A 17781-nucleotide genomic window follows, 5' to 3' on the forward strand; every position below is an offset into this window, starting at 1 on the left:
AAACAGGCCATGCACGCTAGCCTATAAGACTTGTAAAATATCACCATCTGTAATTGGATAATGACTTACGATATCATCATCCGTAATTAACAACTTTTTCGTTAACACTCTAATGGCGTATTGAGAAGAATCTGTCTGCTGGATATGTAGCGTATCGGAGACACTTAACAATAATTGCTTTGCCGTTACTTGAACTGGAATGCGCAGGTCATATACGCCTCCATCCCAATATTGAAAATCAATCGTTACATTAATATGTGTTGACTTTGCCATCATCGACTCTCCTAATCCATAACTTGTCGCATCATCATAAATACGAAGCCACCAACCAAAGTGACTAATCCTATAATGGAGAAAAGGAGGACGTTACTCGCGCCCTCACTAAACTCTTCTTCATTTATTCGACTATCAGATGATGGAGCCGTATAACTGTCTGTAAACAGAGATTCTAAAACATGTGCGACTGTTGTATCTGATTGACTTTCCATTTCAAAAATAGATTGTTGAATCTCCTCAAACCACTCTGCTTGTTCAAGTTGCTTTTTAACAATGGTCTCCTTCGTCTCTTCTCTGAACAATTCCGGAAAGGTCCTCTCGAGCTCGGTTTCCTTGTTCACCTGTTCCCCACCACGATTACCTCCACTTATTCGATCAAGATCCATGTTTAATCTTCCTCTTTCTGTATTACTGGACTCTTCATCAGCCTGTACCGCGAACGTTGGTAAGAATAAACTAACCATTAACAAACAGAATACAATTTTAACTAGCTTTTGAAACCTCTTCATCGTCCATCGCCTCACTTTTTGTTGAACGCTTGTACACTAACAAATTAAGCAGAATAGCTAGTAGACATAGTACAAATAATATAAAGAAGGTCGCTTGATAATTAATTGATTCATTAAAGGCACTAACTAACATATTTTCTACATATTGCAAAGGTGAATATGCACGTAAACCACTACTAGAAACGGAACCTAATGCTCTTGTAAAGAACAAATACATAGCAAATACCGTTAGTAACAAGAACATCCCTATCATGTTCAATTGCCGTATTAGATATGTCGCAAAGAGTAAGATCGTCACAACTATAATCGTTAACAGGAGTGTCCATAACATTAAATTTGACCCTTCCAACCCTAAAGTGTAACTAGATATAACTCCAATCGCTGCACCTTCAATGAGTCCGATACCAGCTGTAATGATCGTAATTGGTGTATTTTGCGAGAATATCGTTCTTTCCCCTTCAAATTCATCCTTATCTATACGACGACGTTGGTAATTAGTTGCAATCACATGTGCAGTAAAAAGGGCAACAATAAAGGCAGTTAACACAATAAAATACGGTGTGAATGTGTCATCAGCAACGATAACTCCATCATTTTTCGTTTGGACCGGACTAGATAAGAATTCTAATAGGTCCTCATTCTGTCTTTCACCAATTCGACTATTTGCCAGGACCTCAGTAAAGTTCTCAACAAACTTTTCATCCTCTATTAATTTATCCGTCAGATTTGTAGAAAGCTCTTCTGCCTGGTTAATTAGGTTATTTCCACTTTCTTGGATGGTTGTTGCTTGATTATTAATTTCTTCAAACGTTTGATAAACATTCTCTGCCGAATAAAAATTGCTTTGTGCTTGATCAGCAAGAGATTCGCTTGTTGATAATAGTGGCATAAAATCAGAGCTTAATGCCATAATCGCCTGTTGTTCCTCATGATTAGCATCTAGCACATCAGATTTTTCATCAATTAGCGTCATGCTGCGGTCACGCCATTCCATAACATCCTCTAACACTTCAGTGAGGCTCTGATTCATCACCTGTGCCTCTTCTGTTGTAGAAACTAACTTTTCAATTAGTTGGTCCATTCGATCCTCTGCCTGGCTTGACATGCCATGATATAGTCTCACTTGCTCGTATAGCCGTGCGATTGGCTCTCGAATTTCCTGTGTGACACCAGATGTTACTCGTTCGACAACATAGTTCGTAATCAATGTATCTAATTCTTGAACATTGAAAAGATAGTATAAAGACGTCTCTGTTGCCAGTTCTGATAAGCGGTTCTCTACAAAGGAATCTCTTAAATCAGGTGAACTCATATTTAAACCAAAATAAACTTCGAACAAAGCTGCGAGTTTTTTATAGTCACTAATTGTATGCTCAGCTGCATGAATAAGAGCTTGCGTACCATCGTCTAAAAGCGGTGACATCACTTGATGATAAATATAATTATTAATGACCGTCACTTTTTCGATAATTGGTTCGGGTTCTTCCTCGCTACCATCATCATTACCATCATTACCATCATCATCGTTATTTTCCTCATCTAGCTGATCGGGCTCTTCTGAATCTTCAGATCCTCCCTTTTCTTCAGATTCCTTTTCCTCCTCTACACCCTCTTCATCAGGTTGGTCTTGGTCTTCTTCTCGTCTTTCTTTATCAGTATCTTCATCATCCTCACGGCCTCTATTCTCTTCTTCAACGTTTGTTCCGTCTTCCCCTGTCTGCTCTTCATTTAATTCCTTTTTATCAGTTCCTTCAGTAACCGTATTGGCAAGTAGAGGAGCAAGAGAAACCTCATACCCTGAATCTTCTTCTATATGATCCACATCTGTTATATCTTCTTGAAGCATTTCCCAGCTCCAAGATGCAGGTTGAAATACATCTATATCACTATTTGGATTTTTCAACTGCAGTTGGATGCGAACAGTAAAGACACCTTCGTCATTAGCTGGCAAGTTCACTTCACCGTTTTCTTTATACACATCCGTGTAATTCACTTCATCTGAATCAGGTAACGTTAACCACAATCTATTTAACTCATATTCATTCGGTATAGATAAAGTGAAGGTTTGCCCCGACTTTTCATTAGCCGGTAATTGAACAGAGTTGGTCATTACCACACCCGTTTCAGCTAAGCGGTTTTTAATTTCCTGAATTTGAATCGATAATAGATCACTATTGTCAAGTTCATCAGGTGTGAAACCATATTCGCGACTATATTTTCTTGCTGTCGCGATGACGTTTGTTAATTCTAATTCCATCTGTTCAGATAAGCCAGATTGATCAATATCTCGCATACGTAAGGATGGTAATTGATTAATATGTTTTTCAATCGTACGAAGCATATTGCCATCAGGCCGCCTAAATAACGAATTTAAGCTTGTTAACTCATTTTCAAACGCATTCGTAAAGATTCCTGACAATCTTTTTGATACGGTACTTTCCATATTCGATTGGAGCGTTTCTTCTAAATTCTTCTCCAAATGACTTACTTGCTCATTTGCTCGCTCAAAATATTCACGTAAAAGAGCAGCATCGGAAATAATCGTTGAACGATCTTCTTGGAGTTGGAACTGATTATTAATTCGCTCATTAGCACTAACAAGCTGATCGAGCTGTCTTTGGGTTTCCACATCATTGACCGTAGTATTAAATTGATTTAATGATTCATAAAACCCTTGTGATAAAGAATGGTTCGTTTCTGTTAAATTAGCTACATCATCAACATTTGATACAAAGCTTTGACCTAATTCTACTTCCTCCGTCAAACGATCCGTAAAGGACTCCAGTGTTTCCTCTAAACTACTAAAGCTTCCTTTTGATACATCTGTAAAGTCCTTGACTGTATTAAACTGGTTCGTAAAATTAGATAGTGGATTCGAAATATTACTATTATATGTATTTGTATATTTAGCCTGTTCATCAATAATATAGCTAATATGATCCTGAGCATCGTGTAAATTGCCAATCACACTAGCAAAATAAACATCAATGACTCGACGATTAAAGTCATTTAATATATCACTTGCTGCTCTTTCGGCCTCTGCTCGAATTTCATCATTTTCTGAAGCATTAATTTTATAGTTTAATGTAACGGGCTCTGGTGAAACGGCATCCATTGAGAGTGCCTTAGCAGAAAAATCGTTCGGGATGACAATCATCATGTCATATGTTTGCCTCTCCAGCCCACTTTCCGCTACACCTCGACTGACGACAAACCAGTCATGGTTTGAATCATGATCAACACTACGAACAAACGCATCTCCGAAAGCTAGTTGTTCATTATTAAAAATCGCACCTTCATCCTCATTAACTAATGCAATCGTCATTCGGTGTCCGGTATTAACATTATTTGTCTTCGTGACTTGGTTAAGTGCGATATAAGACAACCCAACAGATAGTACAAGAACTAATATAAGGAAGACGATTAACCGAATTTCTATTCTTTTCATCCTATTCTCTCCCACAGTTTCTTCGTAATTAAAAGATCTATAATCAATATAATGGCAAATAATTAAATGTTATTAAGAGTTACCCTTAATTGCCTTATCCTGGCAAAATTACTTCATAATGAGTATGAGCTACACAACATTTAGTCATGTAGCTCATACTCAGTCATGTAGCTCTAAGCTACTTACCTCGTTAGCCTTCTTATCTAAGACCAAAATTTGAGAAAGAGCCTCATCCTGTTGTGCAACAGCCTCAGCTGTTTTCTCTAACTGATGTTGAATTTCGAGAAGCAATTCAGCAAACGCTTCTGTACGTTTGCTTAAATCTCTAAATTGATCATCAAAGCGTTCAAACGCACGTCCTTCCCACTCACTTCTTAACTCATCTTGTAAGTTCGAAAGGTTTCCTAAAACTTGTGTAATTTGCTGTGACCCTTGTCCATAACGTTTAGCCTTTGCTTGTAGTTGATCAGGAGTCATTTTAATTTGGCCTGCCATGAATACTCATCTCCTTCTTTATGTTAATTAGGATAAAAGAAAGCTAAGGTAAAAGTAAGCATTTCTTTTCGCTTAGCCTATTTAATGGTAATGTTGGCAAACGACACATGTCAACAAGACTGGTAAACATTGAAAAAAATCATTAATTTGAACTGATACTCTAGTCATTACTCCTATGCTCTATCGCATATACATTCCTTTATACCCATACTTTTTCAGAATATAGACATATCATTTCTAGAAGTAGAGTGTACTTGTCGAAAAACACAATACGAGTCTATAATCTTCGTTTTTTAGGTGAATTATTTGTTTAATGCAGGAAGTATGATATATATTCTGTTACCTACTGTAAGTTCTATAGTCCTATTAACTATTTCTATTTAGAACCATTCGATACTTAAATTTCTCCCCGCAATAAAAAAACTAGTTATATAGAATCATTTTCTAGCTCCATTCATAAGATGGTATAATACTCTTTGACAGGGCTTACAATAAGTATTTTGAAAGTGAGGATACGAAAGATGTTCAGTTATTATCACAAACTTTCTTCTGAAGTATACGATCTTGATAAACCTATTGGCCATTCGTTTGGAGATGCTGAGTTTTATAGTGAGAGATTATCTACTTGTAAAGGAAACATCCTTGAACCAGGTGTCGGAACTGGGCGTATTCTAATTCCTCTTCTTGAGGAAGGCTTGAAAGTAGACGGCTTTGATGTGTCACAAGAGATGTTATCCATCTGCCGTCATAACTGTGAAACGAGAGGGCTTACCCCGACGCTATTTCAAGAGAGAATGGAGTCCTTTTCACTACCTACTATGTATGAAGCTATTATAGTACCTACAGGAACCTTCTTACTACTGCATAAACGAGAAGACTCTATTAAAGCTTTAAACAATTTCTATCAACATCTCTCTCATCAAGGTAAGCTCATATTAGATATTTTCTTACAAACTGACTTATCAATTGGATCTGTATCCACAAAAGCTTTGGAGACAAAGAATGGGGATTTGATTACGCTAGAACAAAAAAAGGTTGAGATTGATTATATTAACCAATACACTATCTCTCATAATCGCTATGAAAAATGGCAAAACGGTACACTCATTCAGACTGAATTAGAACGATTCCCACTTCGTTGGTATGGAGTTGAGGAATTTAAAATGATTCTTGAACAAATCGGGTTTAAAGATATTATCATCACAGCAGATTACAAGTTCGGACAATACCCCTCTAATTCTAGCCAGATCATTACGTTTGAGGCTACTGTGAATAAGAGCTAAATAAATAATCTCCCTCTAATGCGTCTAACGCCTAAGAGGGAGATGAAATCTTTTCTAATAATAGCTTGTTTAATTCACCTGATAATTAAGTCTTCCATCAACAAAGACTTTTTCAAGAATAGGAAGGCCATCCTTTTCAGAAATGATTAAAAGATCAGCTAACTTATTTTGTTCAATAGACCCTAAGTATTTATCGATTTGTAATGCTTTTGCCGGATTTAATGTTGCTAGCTTAACAATTTCAACGAAGTCAAATCCCTTATTTTTCAATAAAAACAAACCTTGTAACAAGGAGCTAGGGTAATAATCTGAGCACAACATATCCACAACTCCCTCCTCAATTGCATGAAGGGTGGAAAGGTTATCATTATGAGATCTTCCTAACAGTAAATTAGGAGCTCCCATTACAACGGATAATTGTCTTGATTTAGCCGCTTTTGCTATAGGCAAATTGATTGGGAACTCGCTAATTCGCCCCTTCCATTTTCCCATAATATCCAGTGTTTCTATTGATGAATCATCATGAGAAGCTACTGGTACACCCTTTTCAAACGCTAATTCGGCAAGCCATTCAAACTCTTCCATTTGAAATGAATCATTTCCTTTTAGTTCTTTCATATGCTGATTTGCTTGTTCTTTCGTATAATTTAAACGTTTCATTATTTTTTCTCTTTGTACGTCAATGTTCATCCAAGCTCCCTTTCCCGGTGTATGATCCATAAAGGAAAGCTGATCAATCATATTGTTTACTAATAGTTTTTCGACAGTACGTAATCCTTTCTTATTTCTCATTTCATAACGCAAATGGACTTTATGACGTAACAACGTAGCCTCTTTTCGATAATCATGTATGAACTCGATAACTTTCTCGAGGTTCTCATTCTGACGAATCCAATTCCCTTCAGCTAAGGAATAATACATGCTTAGAGAATGATACATCGTAGTTATTCCATGTCCTATTAATTGCCTTTCTAATTGGGTAAACGCGAACGGTAATGGCATTATACTTGTTGGCCTAGGCTCTACCTCTTGTTCAATCGCATCACTATGTGAGTCTATTAATCCAGGTAAGACCCACTTATTTGTCGCATCAATATCGAAAGGTTGCGGGTCGTTTACCGAACCAGATTGTATATTAACGATGGATCCATTCTTAATCGTAATCGTACCACCTACGAGTATTTCATTTGGAGTAACGATATTCCCATTAAAGATTCGTATCGTATTCATCACTTAACCACCATTCTACTCATATCTAAATGTGCTTACATAGAAAAGAAGTAGGGAACATCCTACCTCTCTTGATTCTTATATCACCTTTTTTCTAACCGTTGACGAAATTTGTTCAACCGTTATTACAACGATAAGGATGAGGATAATAATCATTAACGCCTCATCAAAGCGTCTTAATGTCATTGAAGTCGATAGTTCAACTCCTATCCCCCCTGCACCAACTAGTCCAAGAACAACAGCGGACCGAATTGCTTTTTCAATACTGAATAAACTTGTCCCAACAAACGATGGAAAACCAATTGGAATGATGGAACCCATAATGACGCCTAAACGTGAAGAGCCTGTAGATTCCAAAGCTTCCGATGGCCCCTTATCAATTTCTTCAATACGTTCAGAAAAAAAACGTGCACAAAAACCAATCGTATCAAGCGTAATCGTTAATATACCCGCTAACGGTCCAAGTCCGACCGAAATAACAAAAATAAGTGCCCATACTAAATCAGGAATCGTTCTTAAAGTTGAAACAATACCCTTTGTTATATAACTAACCATTGGATGAATCGTTGTATTTCTAGAAGCAAGAATAGCTATAGGCAAACTCAATATCACACCAAATACTGTTCCAACAAGAGCAATCTGAAAGGTTTCATACATTGCCACGGATATGGAACTTAGCCTGCTTGGATCTGGTGGAAAAGCACCCATTATAAATTTGAACATATTTCCGGACCCTGTAATCAGCCGCTCAAAAGAAACATCCCCTTGTTTTAATCCTGCAATAAAAAGAGCGAAAAAGGCAACCCATCCAACCCAAGCTAGGAGAGATGGCTTCTGAAAACGTGATGGCATATGTTCATAATATTTCTCTTGTTCTCTGTTTTTCATTTTTCTCCCTCCTCTGCTTGTCCGTTATCATGATTATAAAGATCGTTAAGTTCAGAAGGAGCAATTTCACCTACTGGTTTATCTATCACTTTCAATCCTTTTTTCAATGCTATAATTCTTTCACCATATTCAAGGGCAATATCCATTTGATGAAGGATGCAAATGACTGTTAATTTCCGTTCTCTCGTTACTTCCCATAGTAAATCCATCACTTCACGACCTGCCTTCGGATCTAAACTAGCAATAGGCTCATCCGCAAGAACCATTTCAGGCTTTTGCATTAGCATTCGGGCAATCGCCACTCGCTGTTGTTGCCCGCCAGATAATTGATCCGCTCGCCGCTTCGCTAGATGAGAAAGCCCAACACGTTCAAGGCAATACATTGCTTCCATCCTTAATTGCTTTGTCGCAAATGGAGCAAAGGTCTCAAAAGGAGTTCTTACACTCCCTAACGCACCGAATAATACATTTTGAAACACAGTTAAATTATGAATAAGATGAAAATGCTGAAAGACCATTCCGATCCTTTTACGTACCGGACGTAGTTGACGTTTATTTAATTTCGTTAAATCTTGATTGTTAAATAAAATCTTACCTTCTGTAGGTGATTCAAAACTGCTTATACAACGGAAAAGGGTCGATTTACCCGACCCATTGTGGCCCAGCAAAACAACCCCTTCACCGTTCTGTACATCAAAGTTGATATTATTTAATGCAGTTGTCCCATCCGAGAATGTTTTTTAACTCCTTGTACAGAAAGAGAAATCACAGAATTCCCTCCTATTCCAACTCTAGCCCAAGCACGCGATAGGCTTCACGCATTGAATCATAATCTGAATCTTGTGCTTCAACAAATCGTGCTTCTAAATATTTATCATTTTCACCAGTAATGGTAATTGACTCGATTATCTTATTCTGATTTTCAAGAATAGCCTCTTGAACAGCTTTCACAAAATCAGCAGGCAAATTGGGACCGACAACAAATACATCATTCGGTAATGGTGGTCCTTCGACTAATAAACGATATTTCCCTTCGCCATCTTCTTCAACAATTTGATGATAATCTTTAATACCAGTAGCTAGTACGTCAACTTCGTGGTTTTTAAATGCTTCAATTCGAGCTCCGTCTAATAGCTTAATATCAACATCACGATCCAAATCAAATCCAGCTTCAATTAAAATTTGGCTCGGTCCAATGTGACCACTTGTTGAACCAGCATCCTTCATAGCAATAGATGTGCCTTTAATATCTTCAAGAGTATGATAATCACTATCCTCATGAACGATAATCGCTGCACTGTATTCAGAACGCTCAATGCCGATAATTGGCTCTGCTTCTGGTACGACAGCCCTAATTTGTGCGTATTCAGATGGTCCAGCTAATAACATATCAACCTGATCATATTCTAGGGCAGTAGCACCGATAATACGGTCAGTTACAGCAAAGAATTCAACCTCTATATCAAGAACTTCTTCTAATGCATCTTTGAACGGACCAAATTCACGTTGTAATTCTTCCATTCCCTCAACGCCAGTATCTGCAAAGCGAATTTTGTCTGGCCAATCTTCTCTACTACCTGTTTCTTCACTAGAAGCATTATCTTCTTGCTCATTATCTTTCTCAGGTTCGTTAGAAGCTGACTCACCACAGGCTACTAATAAAAGAGCTACAAACATTAAGGCTAGAATTACTTTTATCTTTTTCATATGAGTCCCCCCGCGTAGGTGTATTTTTCTTACTTGTCCAAGTATAAGGGAGTAGTATTAACCGTATTTGGATATAAAGTAAAAGAGTTGTTAAGATTTTTTAAAGGTATTTTCCATTTAATCAATAATGAACGAAACCATTCCGCGTGCTAGTAACAAATGTTTAAACGATATAAACACATTAAAGCCCCTCACAAGCTAATTAACTTGCGAGAGGCTATGCTGCTTTTGCAATGACTACTTTTATTCAAGGACCATTAAATACCAGGGATCAAGATCTCCATATCCGATCCAGTTACTGTACTTTGAAATGGACCCTTTTGAGTTTAAATAATAGCTCAATTCTAACCTATAAATACACAAAGAGTAATGGAAAAGAGACTCTCACATCACTTGTGAAAGACCTCTAATCCGCTCTCGTAAAAGGTGTTATAGTTATATAGAAAAACAGTAGAAACCTAAAAACCCTTTTCAACTAACCATCTCATCAAACTTTCTTCTCTATTTTTCGGATTGTCATATTGCGGGTCGTATTTTCTCATTCTCTTCTCTGCAATTAGTTTTCCATCTACCATAAACAATACCCTTTCAGTTTTCGCTGCCACCTTTGCGTCATGGGTAACGAGCATAATTGTCGTCCCTTTTTTGTTAATCTCTGTAAGGATGGACATAACCTCTGCTGTTGATTTTGAATCCAATGCCCCTGTTGGTTCGTCTCCAAAGATAATATCTGGTTCATTGATCAATGCTCTACAAATAGCAACTCTTTGCAACTGTCCGCCAGAGCCTTGCGTAATAGAATGATCTGCAAGCTTTTCAATCCCCGTCATTTTCATTAGTTTCTTCGCTTTTTGATGGATCAAATATTTATCTGCATCTTTTGAAACTAGTGCAGGAAACATAACATTATCAATTAATGATAAATTTTTTAAGAGATTAATATCTTGAAAAATAAATCCCATGCTTTTCAGGCGAATGTTTGCCAATGTCTCTTCTTTTAGACGAGAAATTTCATTACCTTTAAATGCCACGCTTCCTGATGTGATTTTATCCATGCCACTTATATTATATAGCAGTGTTGATTTCCCACTTCCAGAAGGCCCCATCACTGATACGAATTCGCCCTCTTCAATCTCCAAGCTTATATCCTTTAAGATTTGTAGCGTATGTTGATTTCCTAATTTCACGTGTTTGTTCACATTTCTAGCTTCTACTATAAGGCTCATTTATCATACTCCCTTGCCAATTATTATAATCAACGTACATCCTCGATCAGCCTTCTAAAGCACATCTAACTTTTTAAAATGACTGATAAATCATCTGTAACAGCTACCTTACAGGATACATAGATTGTCATTCCAACTACTGCAATCAGTACCAACGGACATAGTAGCCAAGTCTGCCAGGCAACCGTAATCAATTCAATTTTGGCAGCTCCCATAGAGGACATCGCCATACTTACTATAACCCCACCTAAGTAATTGGAAGCTAGTACTCCGAAAATGATTCCTACTACTAATACCATCAACGTTCCTGCCATATATTGATGACGAATATTTTGTGAAGTTAGTCCGACACTTCGCATAATAGCAATCTGCGACATATCTTTTGATAATAACATGCGAAGGAATAAGGCCGTTATTAATACAATAATAATGACGGCAATGGCCATCCCTCCTATAACAATAATGCTCATTTGATCAATAATATTTCCAAGGGTTTGTTGTGTATAATCTTTGATATCATTGACTTGTGCAAAGTCATAGGTAGCCTGATAATCGTACATTTTTCTTTGTATATCCACACCCGGAGCAACATCTATGTTCACGATATACCAAAGAACGGCATCGTTATTAATACCAAGACTTGTATCCGCCTTAGCTGTTTTCCCTCCGTTTGTGATATCTTGATAGATTCCCGTTACTTTCAACGTTCTTTCTTGTCCGTTAGCCTTTACTATTACTTCATCTCCCACTCTCTTGTTTAATACGTCCTTTGATGCATTTGCATAAGATAGTGAGATCTCACCTTCATTCTCAGGAGCTCTTCCTTCTAGGTATTTTAATGGAAATACAGAAAAGTCTCCGATCTCAATATTTATATAATCCCAATTACCTTCAGCATTTTTGACCTGGTAAGAGCTTGTTATGAAGGCTGCGTACTTTTCAATGTCAGAATCATTTTGGAGCTCTTCCTGCAGCCTTTGAAAATCTTCTGTTATCATGTCCGTCAAGCGAAGGTCAATTCGCATGTCGGATTTTCCGATACCCATGTAAGTAGAAAATTCCGGTGAATTCATGGTGTTAAAGATAGTAAGAGGGAGGATGATAATAAATGTACATACAATATAAATGAAAAACAGCAACCTATATAATTTAGATCGTTTCCAAACATCCCTTAAGCCCATATAAATATTAGTGCTAAAAAACTTGTTCTTAAGCAGTGGCAAACTGTATTTTCGTTCCTTACCACGTTCCATAATAGCTGATCGCAAGGCTTCTACTGCGGAAATTTTATCAATTCTTTTCAACACTTTCTTGCAATATATTACAATCATGAAATAGATTACAAGTGGAGCAATAAGAGATAATACATATTTTAAATTTCCTGATAAATCTGAGGAGATGTAAAGCTTCATATTTCCGTTAAATAGATTTACTACCACAAAGGAAAGCAGATAGCCTAGTATACCAGCAATTATGGCCATGATTCTGTATTTATTAAGATATACCTTCTTTATATCCTTTTTGGATAAACCTATTGCTTTCATTACACCAATTTCTCTTAAATCTTCATCAATCGTTGCCAAAAACGTCATTCTAATACAAAGAGAAGCAATAATTATCAAGAGAAAACTGATAAGAATAATGACCATTGCCACCGCTGCATCTGACATTGCATTAAATAATAAGAAGATCATTCCTTCGACTGTTGGACCATTAGCCGGAAGCCCAGCTTCGATATAGGCAGTTTGTACGGCTTGGGAATCCCCATCTTCAGTTAGTTTAAATTCAATGAGATATTCTAGTTCCGTTGCCTGCATCTTGTACATTTCATCATAATCTTCCTGATTCAGAACAAATCGTTTCGAGGAAGTAAGAGAAGAGTTCATTTCATAATCTCTAGCATAATCTGAAATGACAAACTCCTTATAATATTCACCGCTTTTCACTCTAATCGTTTCGCCGATTTCTAAGTCATATTGCTGCATGAAGTAGATAGGAACGGCGACTTCTCCTGCTTTTACATTTAGCTTTTCGTTATTTAAATCTAATATAAAATCAAACTTTTCATTCTGAACTACAAATGAAATATCCTGTACCGTGCCAGCCATCGTTTGATTTTCACCAAAATGAATCTGACTTCCATCGACCGTTAAGAGAACCATCGTTTCCTGCATCGCGATATGTTCACGATGATCCTCAGTAAATTGATCAATTTTCTCCTGATCAAATTCTCCGGAATGCATTTGAGTAATATCGGCAGGGACTGCTCGTTCTTGTAATTCAGACATTGACTGAATGAGATTGGCGATGTTATTTGTCGCACTAGCTGCAAGGATAACAGCCAACGTCATACATACAAATACAGCAATCGTGACCATTTTGTTCCTTAAAAAATCGTTCTTCACCATTTTAAAAAACATTATTTTCCCCCTGGCTTTTGCATGCCTTCTTCGCAAAATTTCCTATTCATGAGATAATTGTTCTGATTGGTAACGACTACCTATACCTATTTGTGTTTCCATATCACGAATACCCTTTGATTTCGATACAAATAGTGCCGTAACAACGAGACCCATTCCGGCAAGAATGATTACTAACCCAATACCCCTTGTCTCACCTGTTCCTATCATTTTCCCAACAGTATCTGCAAGCACGCCTCCTTCTACAAGTGCTGGATTAAATACATAGTCTGCTAAAACCCCACCTAAAACGTACGCTGCTACAAATCCTAGCTGTGAAATTAAAGAAATAAGTCCCCATGCTCTGCCCTGCTTATCATTATCGATTGATTTTCTTATGAGAACATCGATACATGCATTGGCAAATGGCAACGATGCAAAAAACAAAAATCCAAATATAATAATGATTGGGATACTAGTAGTGGCACCAAACCCTGCCATCGTAATACCAGACACAATAAAGCTCATGATCATGACGTTCACATAGTTTTTCTTAATAAGGCCATTTCCAATAATAATACTTGACACCATCATCCCACAGGCAACGACTGTTTGGAGAATTCCTGTCGTTTTCTCATCGGCAAAGGATAAGATCATTGGTTTTGACAGTACTTGAATAATTCCCATGTAGAACATTAAAAATGAAACAAGCACAATTAATAGCATAACTCCTTTAGATTGGAGAATAATCAACCATCCTTCTTTTAATTCCTTGAAAAATTCAATTCTTTCTTACTCTGTGGTTTAACTGCAAGAGATTTCCTTATTGAGAAGATTGCAATGACTGTGACAATAAAAGTGAGTATATCGATGACGAGAATCACCTCCATACTGTAAAAGGCTAATATTAATCCACCTAAAATCGGTGAAATCAAAAACTTAGAAGAAGAGGCAACTCCCATCAATCCACTCGCTTTTGTATATTCCTCCTCTGTCAGTAAATCTGTAATGGTTGCTTTGTATGCTGGGTTTAACAATGCTGAAAAAACAGAACTAAATCCAATACACAGGCAGATTTGCCACACCTGAATTTCTCCAGAAAGCATAAGGCCTAATAGCACAAGTAGTGCACATCCCGAAACGATATCTCCGATCATCATGAGTAACCTTCGATCATATCGGTCTGCAAGAACTCCCGCAGCTGGTGCTAGTAAAATCATCGGTAAAAGGGCGGCCATTTCCACCATTGCGATATCCACCGCTGATTGTGTCATTAGCCACACATATACCCCAAGACCAAAAGCTGTCAATCCAGTACCAATATTAGATATCAATTCCCCAGTCCAGAGTACTAGAAATTTGTTAAATCCATTTTCTATTTTTAATTCATTCACTATGTAGTATCTCCTCTCAACAACTACTTTGTCCCATACCGTCTATTAAGAAGAAAAACTCCGTATTATTCATCACTATTGCTGCCAAACATCTCTATAATATACATAAAACTTCCGCTTTCAGCACCAAGCAATCTTTCTAAGTTATAAACAAACGCCTGTATGCGAGATAGTTGCTCATCGTTAGTCATCTCGACCATATCATCATCAAAAACGGTATTCAGATATATGACGACCATTTCCATGCACTCAAACGGAAATGGTGTGTTAAACAACCCTTGCTCAATCCCTTCACGGATGATATCTGTTAGTATTCTGGGAACGTTGTTAATGATGACCTTTTGTATCTTTTGATGCATTAATGCATTTTGCGGCTTATGAATGTGCTCTTTAATTTCTTTGCCGCTTTCCCCATCTACGTTTAGAGCCATGACCACACGAAAAATACGCTCGTGTATCGGGATACTCTTGTCTAAAGCAACTTCATTGGCCGCACTTAAAATCTGATTACTATAACGCTCAATTAGGCCATCCATAATCGCCTCTTTCGATTTGAAGTGATGATAGAGCGTGCCCCTTGCAATTCCGACTTTTTCAAGAATATCTTTTGTGCTCGTGCCATCAAAGCCTTTCTGAGCAAAAAGCTCTTCAGCTGCATCTAGTATTTCGTTTTTTCGGTCATCCGCTTCTTTGACAACTCTCATTATTACATCTCCTTGTAATTCTTCTTACATCACAGACCGACTGTCTGTCGGTATTAGAATATCATACCATATTAAATTGTCAATATGTTCGATCAAATTATTCATAAATTTTAAAAATGAATATGAATAAGGCGTCTCAAAAGCTTAGACACTAATGAAACGCAATCTAGGGGGATATGATAAAGTTGGGGAGAACATGAAAGAAGTATTAATAGATAGGTCTAGCTCCGGGTAAAAATGCTTACTTAGCTACTTTATACAAGAGCTCCCTCTGAACGTTAGGAATGACAATCTATCGAGTAACTCAGACAGTTCATAAAAGTTTGGACTAATGATGTTTTGGAGAAGGAAAAATTGTATTAAATCAGTAGCCTCTCAAACGTTCAGTGAACTCATGAGAAGTACCAATTTTTCACCTTATTTCAAGTCTTCTGTTTACTATAAATCTGGATTAGCCAAATGAATCCTAGTAGCAGGAGTAAGCTTGCTGCAAGAATATAAACCATTGATAACGGATTAAACTCCAACAAATAAAAGGCTACTAACGGTCCAAGAGCTGCTCCAATGTCAACAGCAATTGTATGTGCTGTGATTACCTTCACTCGGTGTGTTTGCGATGCTACCCCAGTTGCTAACGTATCTGTTATTGTCACAAAGCACGTTGATATAAATTGGAATAGAAGTAAAAGAACGAGTAATAGTAGCAGAGATTGTACATGGCCAAGTAGAAATAGCAAGATGCTGCCTATAAATAAAGGAATAAGCAGAATTTGTATTTTAGACGTTGACTGATCTAAACACTTTCCAATCCACGGTGCCACAAAGGGATCCCATCCCCACCGAATAGCTTGTATGACACCGGCCAATGTAGCCGCTCCTATCGTTACTTGTGCATAAGACCAGTCTGCTAGATAGCTTCTTTCAATTAGTGGACTTAATGTCGATGAAAACAAGCCAAATACAATGAATCCCATAGCTAGACTTGTTGTCAAAACAAGTGCTACACGTGATGTAAACCAGCTTGTACCCCCTTGGGTTTGTTTCTCTTCGATTGGCTCAGCAGCTTTGACCGGAACTAGTAGCCATACAAACGGAAAGGCGATTGCCGATAAGAGAGCAAACATACTTGTTACAAACGTAACTGACGTAATATCGACAAGGATCCCGCCCGCTAGCATGCCAACTAAGCCACCAATCCCCCACAGTCCATTATATAAACCGACAAACCTTCCTCTATTGTTATCATTCGCTGCTTCAATGACAGTTAAATAGCCGCCAAGACGAAGTAACGACCAAGCTACGCCCCATAATGAACGCATGAGGAAGAGAAGCCAAAAGTCATGGATGATGCCATATGACATTGTCGTCAAAGCAGCTAATCCTACCGCAATCAACACCCCAGTCCGTAGCTGAAAATGTTTATAAAATAGCCCGACTAACGGGTTTAAAGGAAGACGGACAAAGCGATTTACTGACAAAAGGACACCGATTTGCCATAGAGCGGTAAGACCAATATCTCCCCAGTATAAAGGAAGAACGATAAAGAGCATCGAATCGCCCATAACCGCCACTGCTGTTAGTAATGCAATTCCTATAACCTGTTTTTTTGGTGTGATCTTCATTGGTTAGCCAACCAATCATGTATTGCTAGATTGGCCTGAAATAATGCCTGTCTATGGTGATCAAACACCAGATAATCCTTACTTGGCTGCTCAGCTAGTACAAGGCTATTACTGAGTAAGAAAATACCTCCATACCCATACCCTTCCTCTTCTAGCCTTTTTGTTGATATCCATCCATGCATAACCCCCTCACAAACAACCTGCGTTCCATCAGGAAATGATACAACAATCGCACTGTGGAAAACAGCCTTTCGTTTACTAAGGGGAACTCCTTGTAATAACTCTATGATCTTTTTCGCACGATCATCATCTGTACCTTTTAAAAATCGAGCTGTCTTTACACCAGGAAATCCATCTAACGCTTCAACCGATAGTCCAGAATCCTCCCCAACAATAATCGATGTTGAATCGCCTCGCCTAATGGCCTCCACCTTCAAACGAGCATTTCCTCTAAATGTTGGTTCTGTTTCATCGATGTCCTCTATTTGGTTTGAGATTGCTGTTATAGGTAAACCAGTCCGTAGTAACCCTCTTTCCATCCATTCTCGTTTCACCTTGTTCCATGTTGCTATAACTACGTTCATCTGAACATCCCTCCTA

The 17781-nt window shown here is 37.7% G+C and carries 14 protein-coding genes and 2 pseudogenes; 1 reads left to right on the forward strand and 15 read right to left on the reverse strand.

Annotation, left to right across the window (positions count from 1 at the left end):
* Positions 1 to 21: 21 nt before the first annotated feature.
* From JCM19034_RS14890 to JCM19034_RS14905, 4 genes and pseudogenes are all read right to left on the reverse strand, one after another.
* A complete protein-coding gene (locus JCM19034_RS14890) occupies positions 22 to 273 on the reverse strand; it encodes an EsaB/YukD family protein (RefSeq protein WP_062050960.1) in 252 nt (83 codons plus the stop codon).
* A gap of 11 nt (positions 274 to 284) precedes the next feature.
* Positions 285 to 785 carry a type VII secretion protein EssA gene (gene essA / locus JCM19034_RS14895; protein WP_062050962.1) on the reverse strand — a complete coding sequence of 167 codons (501 nt, stop codon included), beginning with the start codon at positions 783 to 785 and terminating at the stop codon, positions 285 to 287.
* Entirely contained in the window at positions 760 to 4233 is a 3474-nt protein-coding gene (gene esaA, locus JCM19034_RS14900) for a type VII secretion protein EsaA (protein WP_062050964.1), read from the reverse strand. Before esaA ends, essA begins: the two co-directional genes overlap by 26 nt.
* 199 nt (positions 4234 to 4432) lie before the next feature.
* A pseudogene (locus JCM19034_RS14905) lies at positions 4433 to 4728 on the reverse strand (WXG100 family type VII secretion target).
* A gap of 521 nt (positions 4729 to 5249) precedes the next feature.
* Here JCM19034_RS14905 and JCM19034_RS14910 point away from each other — a divergent pair.
* Positions 5250 to 6011, forward strand: a complete 762-nt coding sequence (locus JCM19034_RS14910; protein ID WP_062050968.1) for a class I SAM-dependent methyltransferase — start codon at positions 5250 to 5252, stop codon at positions 6009 to 6011.
* A 69-nt stretch (positions 6012 to 6080) separates the two neighbouring features.
* On the opposite strand, the gene JCM19034_RS14915 is transcribed toward JCM19034_RS14910, so the two are convergent.
* The 11 genes and pseudogenes from JCM19034_RS14915 to JCM19034_RS14960 form a co-directional block, all read right to left on the reverse strand.
* Positions 6081 to 7241: an alpha-D-ribose 1-methylphosphonate 5-triphosphate diphosphatase gene (locus JCM19034_RS14915; protein WP_062050970.1), complete on the reverse strand. Its 1161-nt coding sequence runs from the start codon at positions 7239 to 7241 to the stop codon at positions 6081 to 6083.
* 78 nt (positions 7242 to 7319) lie between these two features.
* A complete protein-coding gene (gene phnE / locus JCM19034_RS14920) occupies positions 7320 to 8129 on the reverse strand; it encodes a phosphonate ABC transporter, permease protein PhnE (protein WP_062050972.1) in 810 nt (269 codons plus the stop codon).
* Positions 8126 to 8857 (reverse strand): annotated as a pseudogene (gene phnC / locus JCM19034_RS14925) (phosphonate ABC transporter ATP-binding protein); the annotation flags it as partial. The pseudogene phnC and the gene phnE, both read right to left, overlap by 4 nt.
* Positions 8858 to 8909: 52 nt before the next feature.
* Positions 8910 to 9836 (reverse strand): PhnD/SsuA/transferrin family substrate-binding protein, encoded by a 927-nt coding sequence (locus JCM19034_RS14930; protein WP_062050974.1) that lies wholly within the window; start codon positions 9834 to 9836, stop codon positions 8910 to 8912.
* A gap of 458 nt (positions 9837 to 10294) precedes the next feature.
* On the reverse strand, positions 10295 to 11062 hold the full coding sequence (locus JCM19034_RS14935; RefSeq protein WP_062050975.1) for an ABC transporter ATP-binding protein: 768 nt from the start codon (positions 11060 to 11062) through the stop codon (positions 10295 to 10297).
* A gap of 65 nt (positions 11063 to 11127) precedes the next feature.
* On the reverse strand, positions 11128 to 13482 hold the full coding sequence (locus JCM19034_RS14940; RefSeq protein WP_062050977.1) for an ABC transporter permease: 2355 nt from the start codon (positions 13480 to 13482) through the stop codon (positions 11128 to 11130).
* Positions 13483 to 13524: 42 nt separating this feature from the next.
* Positions 13525 to 14187 carry a hypothetical protein gene (locus JCM19034_RS23380; RefSeq protein ID WP_231686980.1) on the reverse strand — a complete coding sequence of 221 codons (663 nt, stop codon included), beginning with the start codon at positions 14185 to 14187 and terminating at the stop codon, positions 13525 to 13527.
* Between the two features lie 38 nt (positions 14188 to 14225).
* The gene (locus JCM19034_RS23385) at positions 14226 to 14855 is read right to left on the reverse strand and encodes an MFS transporter (protein WP_231686981.1); all 630 of its coding nucleotides are present in this window, start codon (positions 14853 to 14855) and stop codon (positions 14226 to 14228) included.
* Positions 14856 to 14920: 65 nt separating this feature from the next.
* Complete coding sequence (locus tag JCM19034_RS14950) at positions 14921 to 15559, reverse strand: TetR/AcrR family transcriptional regulator (RefSeq protein WP_062050979.1); 639 nt, start codon at positions 15557 to 15559, stop codon at positions 14921 to 14923.
* Between the two features lie 422 nt (positions 15560 to 15981).
* Positions 15982 to 17181, reverse strand: a complete 1200-nt coding sequence (locus tag JCM19034_RS14955; RefSeq protein ID WP_062050982.1) for an MFS transporter — start codon at positions 17179 to 17181, stop codon at positions 15982 to 15984.
* A complete protein-coding gene (locus tag JCM19034_RS14960; protein ID WP_062050984.1) occupies positions 17178 to 17765 on the reverse strand; it encodes a non-canonical purine NTP pyrophosphatase in 588 nt (195 codons plus the stop codon). The genes JCM19034_RS14955 and JCM19034_RS14960 overlap by 4 nt, the downstream gene beginning before the upstream one ends.
* Between the last annotated feature and the right edge of the window lie 16 nt (positions 17766 to 17781).

The organism is Bacillus sp. JCM 19034 (genome assembly GCF_001310635.1).
Lineage (GTDB): Bacteria > Bacillota > Bacilli > Bacillales > Bacillaceae_D > Halalkalibacter.

Excerpts from the sequence above, each read along its gene's own strand:
- JCM19034_RS14915 (WP_062050970.1), bottom strand. The coding sequence starts at position 7,241 with ATGAATACGATACGAATCTTTAATGGGAATATCGTTACTCCAAATGAA.
- JCM19034_RS23380 (WP_231686980.1), bottom strand. The coding sequence starts at position 14,187 with ATGCTATTAATTGTGCTTGTTTCATTTTTAATGTTCTACATGGGAATT.
- JCM19034_RS14940 (WP_062050977.1), bottom strand. The coding sequence starts at position 13,482 with ATGTTTTTTAAAATGGTGAAGAACGATTTTTTAAGGAACAAAATGGTC.
- JCM19034_RS14910 (WP_062050968.1), top strand. The coding sequence starts at position 5,250 with ATGTTCAGTTATTATCACAAACTTTCTTCTGAAGTATACGATCTTGAT.
- JCM19034_RS14960 (WP_062050984.1), bottom strand. The coding sequence starts at position 17,765 with ATGAACGTAGTTATAGCAACATGGAACAAGGTGAAACGAGAATGGATG.
- phnE (WP_062050972.1), bottom strand. The coding sequence starts at position 8,129 with ATGAAAAACAGAGAACAAGAGAAATATTATGAACATATGCCATCACGT.
- esaA (WP_062050964.1), bottom strand. The coding sequence starts at position 4,233 with ATGAAAAGAATAGAAATTCGGTTAATCGTCTTCCTTATATTAGTTCTT.
- JCM19034_RS14950 (WP_062050979.1), bottom strand. The coding sequence starts at position 15,559 with ATGAGAGTTGTCAAAGAAGCGGATGACCGAAAAAACGAAATACTAGAT.
- JCM19034_RS14890 (WP_062050960.1), bottom strand. The coding sequence starts at position 273 with ATGGCAAAGTCAACACATATTAATGTAACGATTGATTTTCAATATTGG.
- JCM19034_RS14935 (WP_062050975.1), bottom strand. The coding sequence starts at position 11,062 with ATGAGCCTTATAGTAGAAGCTAGAAATGTGAACAAACACGTGAAATTA.
- JCM19034_RS14955 (WP_062050982.1), bottom strand. The coding sequence starts at position 17,181 with ATGAAGATCACACCAAAAAAACAGGTTATAGGAATTGCATTACTAACA.
- essA (WP_062050962.1), bottom strand. The coding sequence starts at position 785 with ATGAAGAGGTTTCAAAAGCTAGTTAAAATTGTATTCTGTTTGTTAATG.
- JCM19034_RS14930 (WP_062050974.1), bottom strand. The coding sequence starts at position 9,836 with ATGAAAAAGATAAAAGTAATTCTAGCCTTAATGTTTGTAGCTCTTTTA.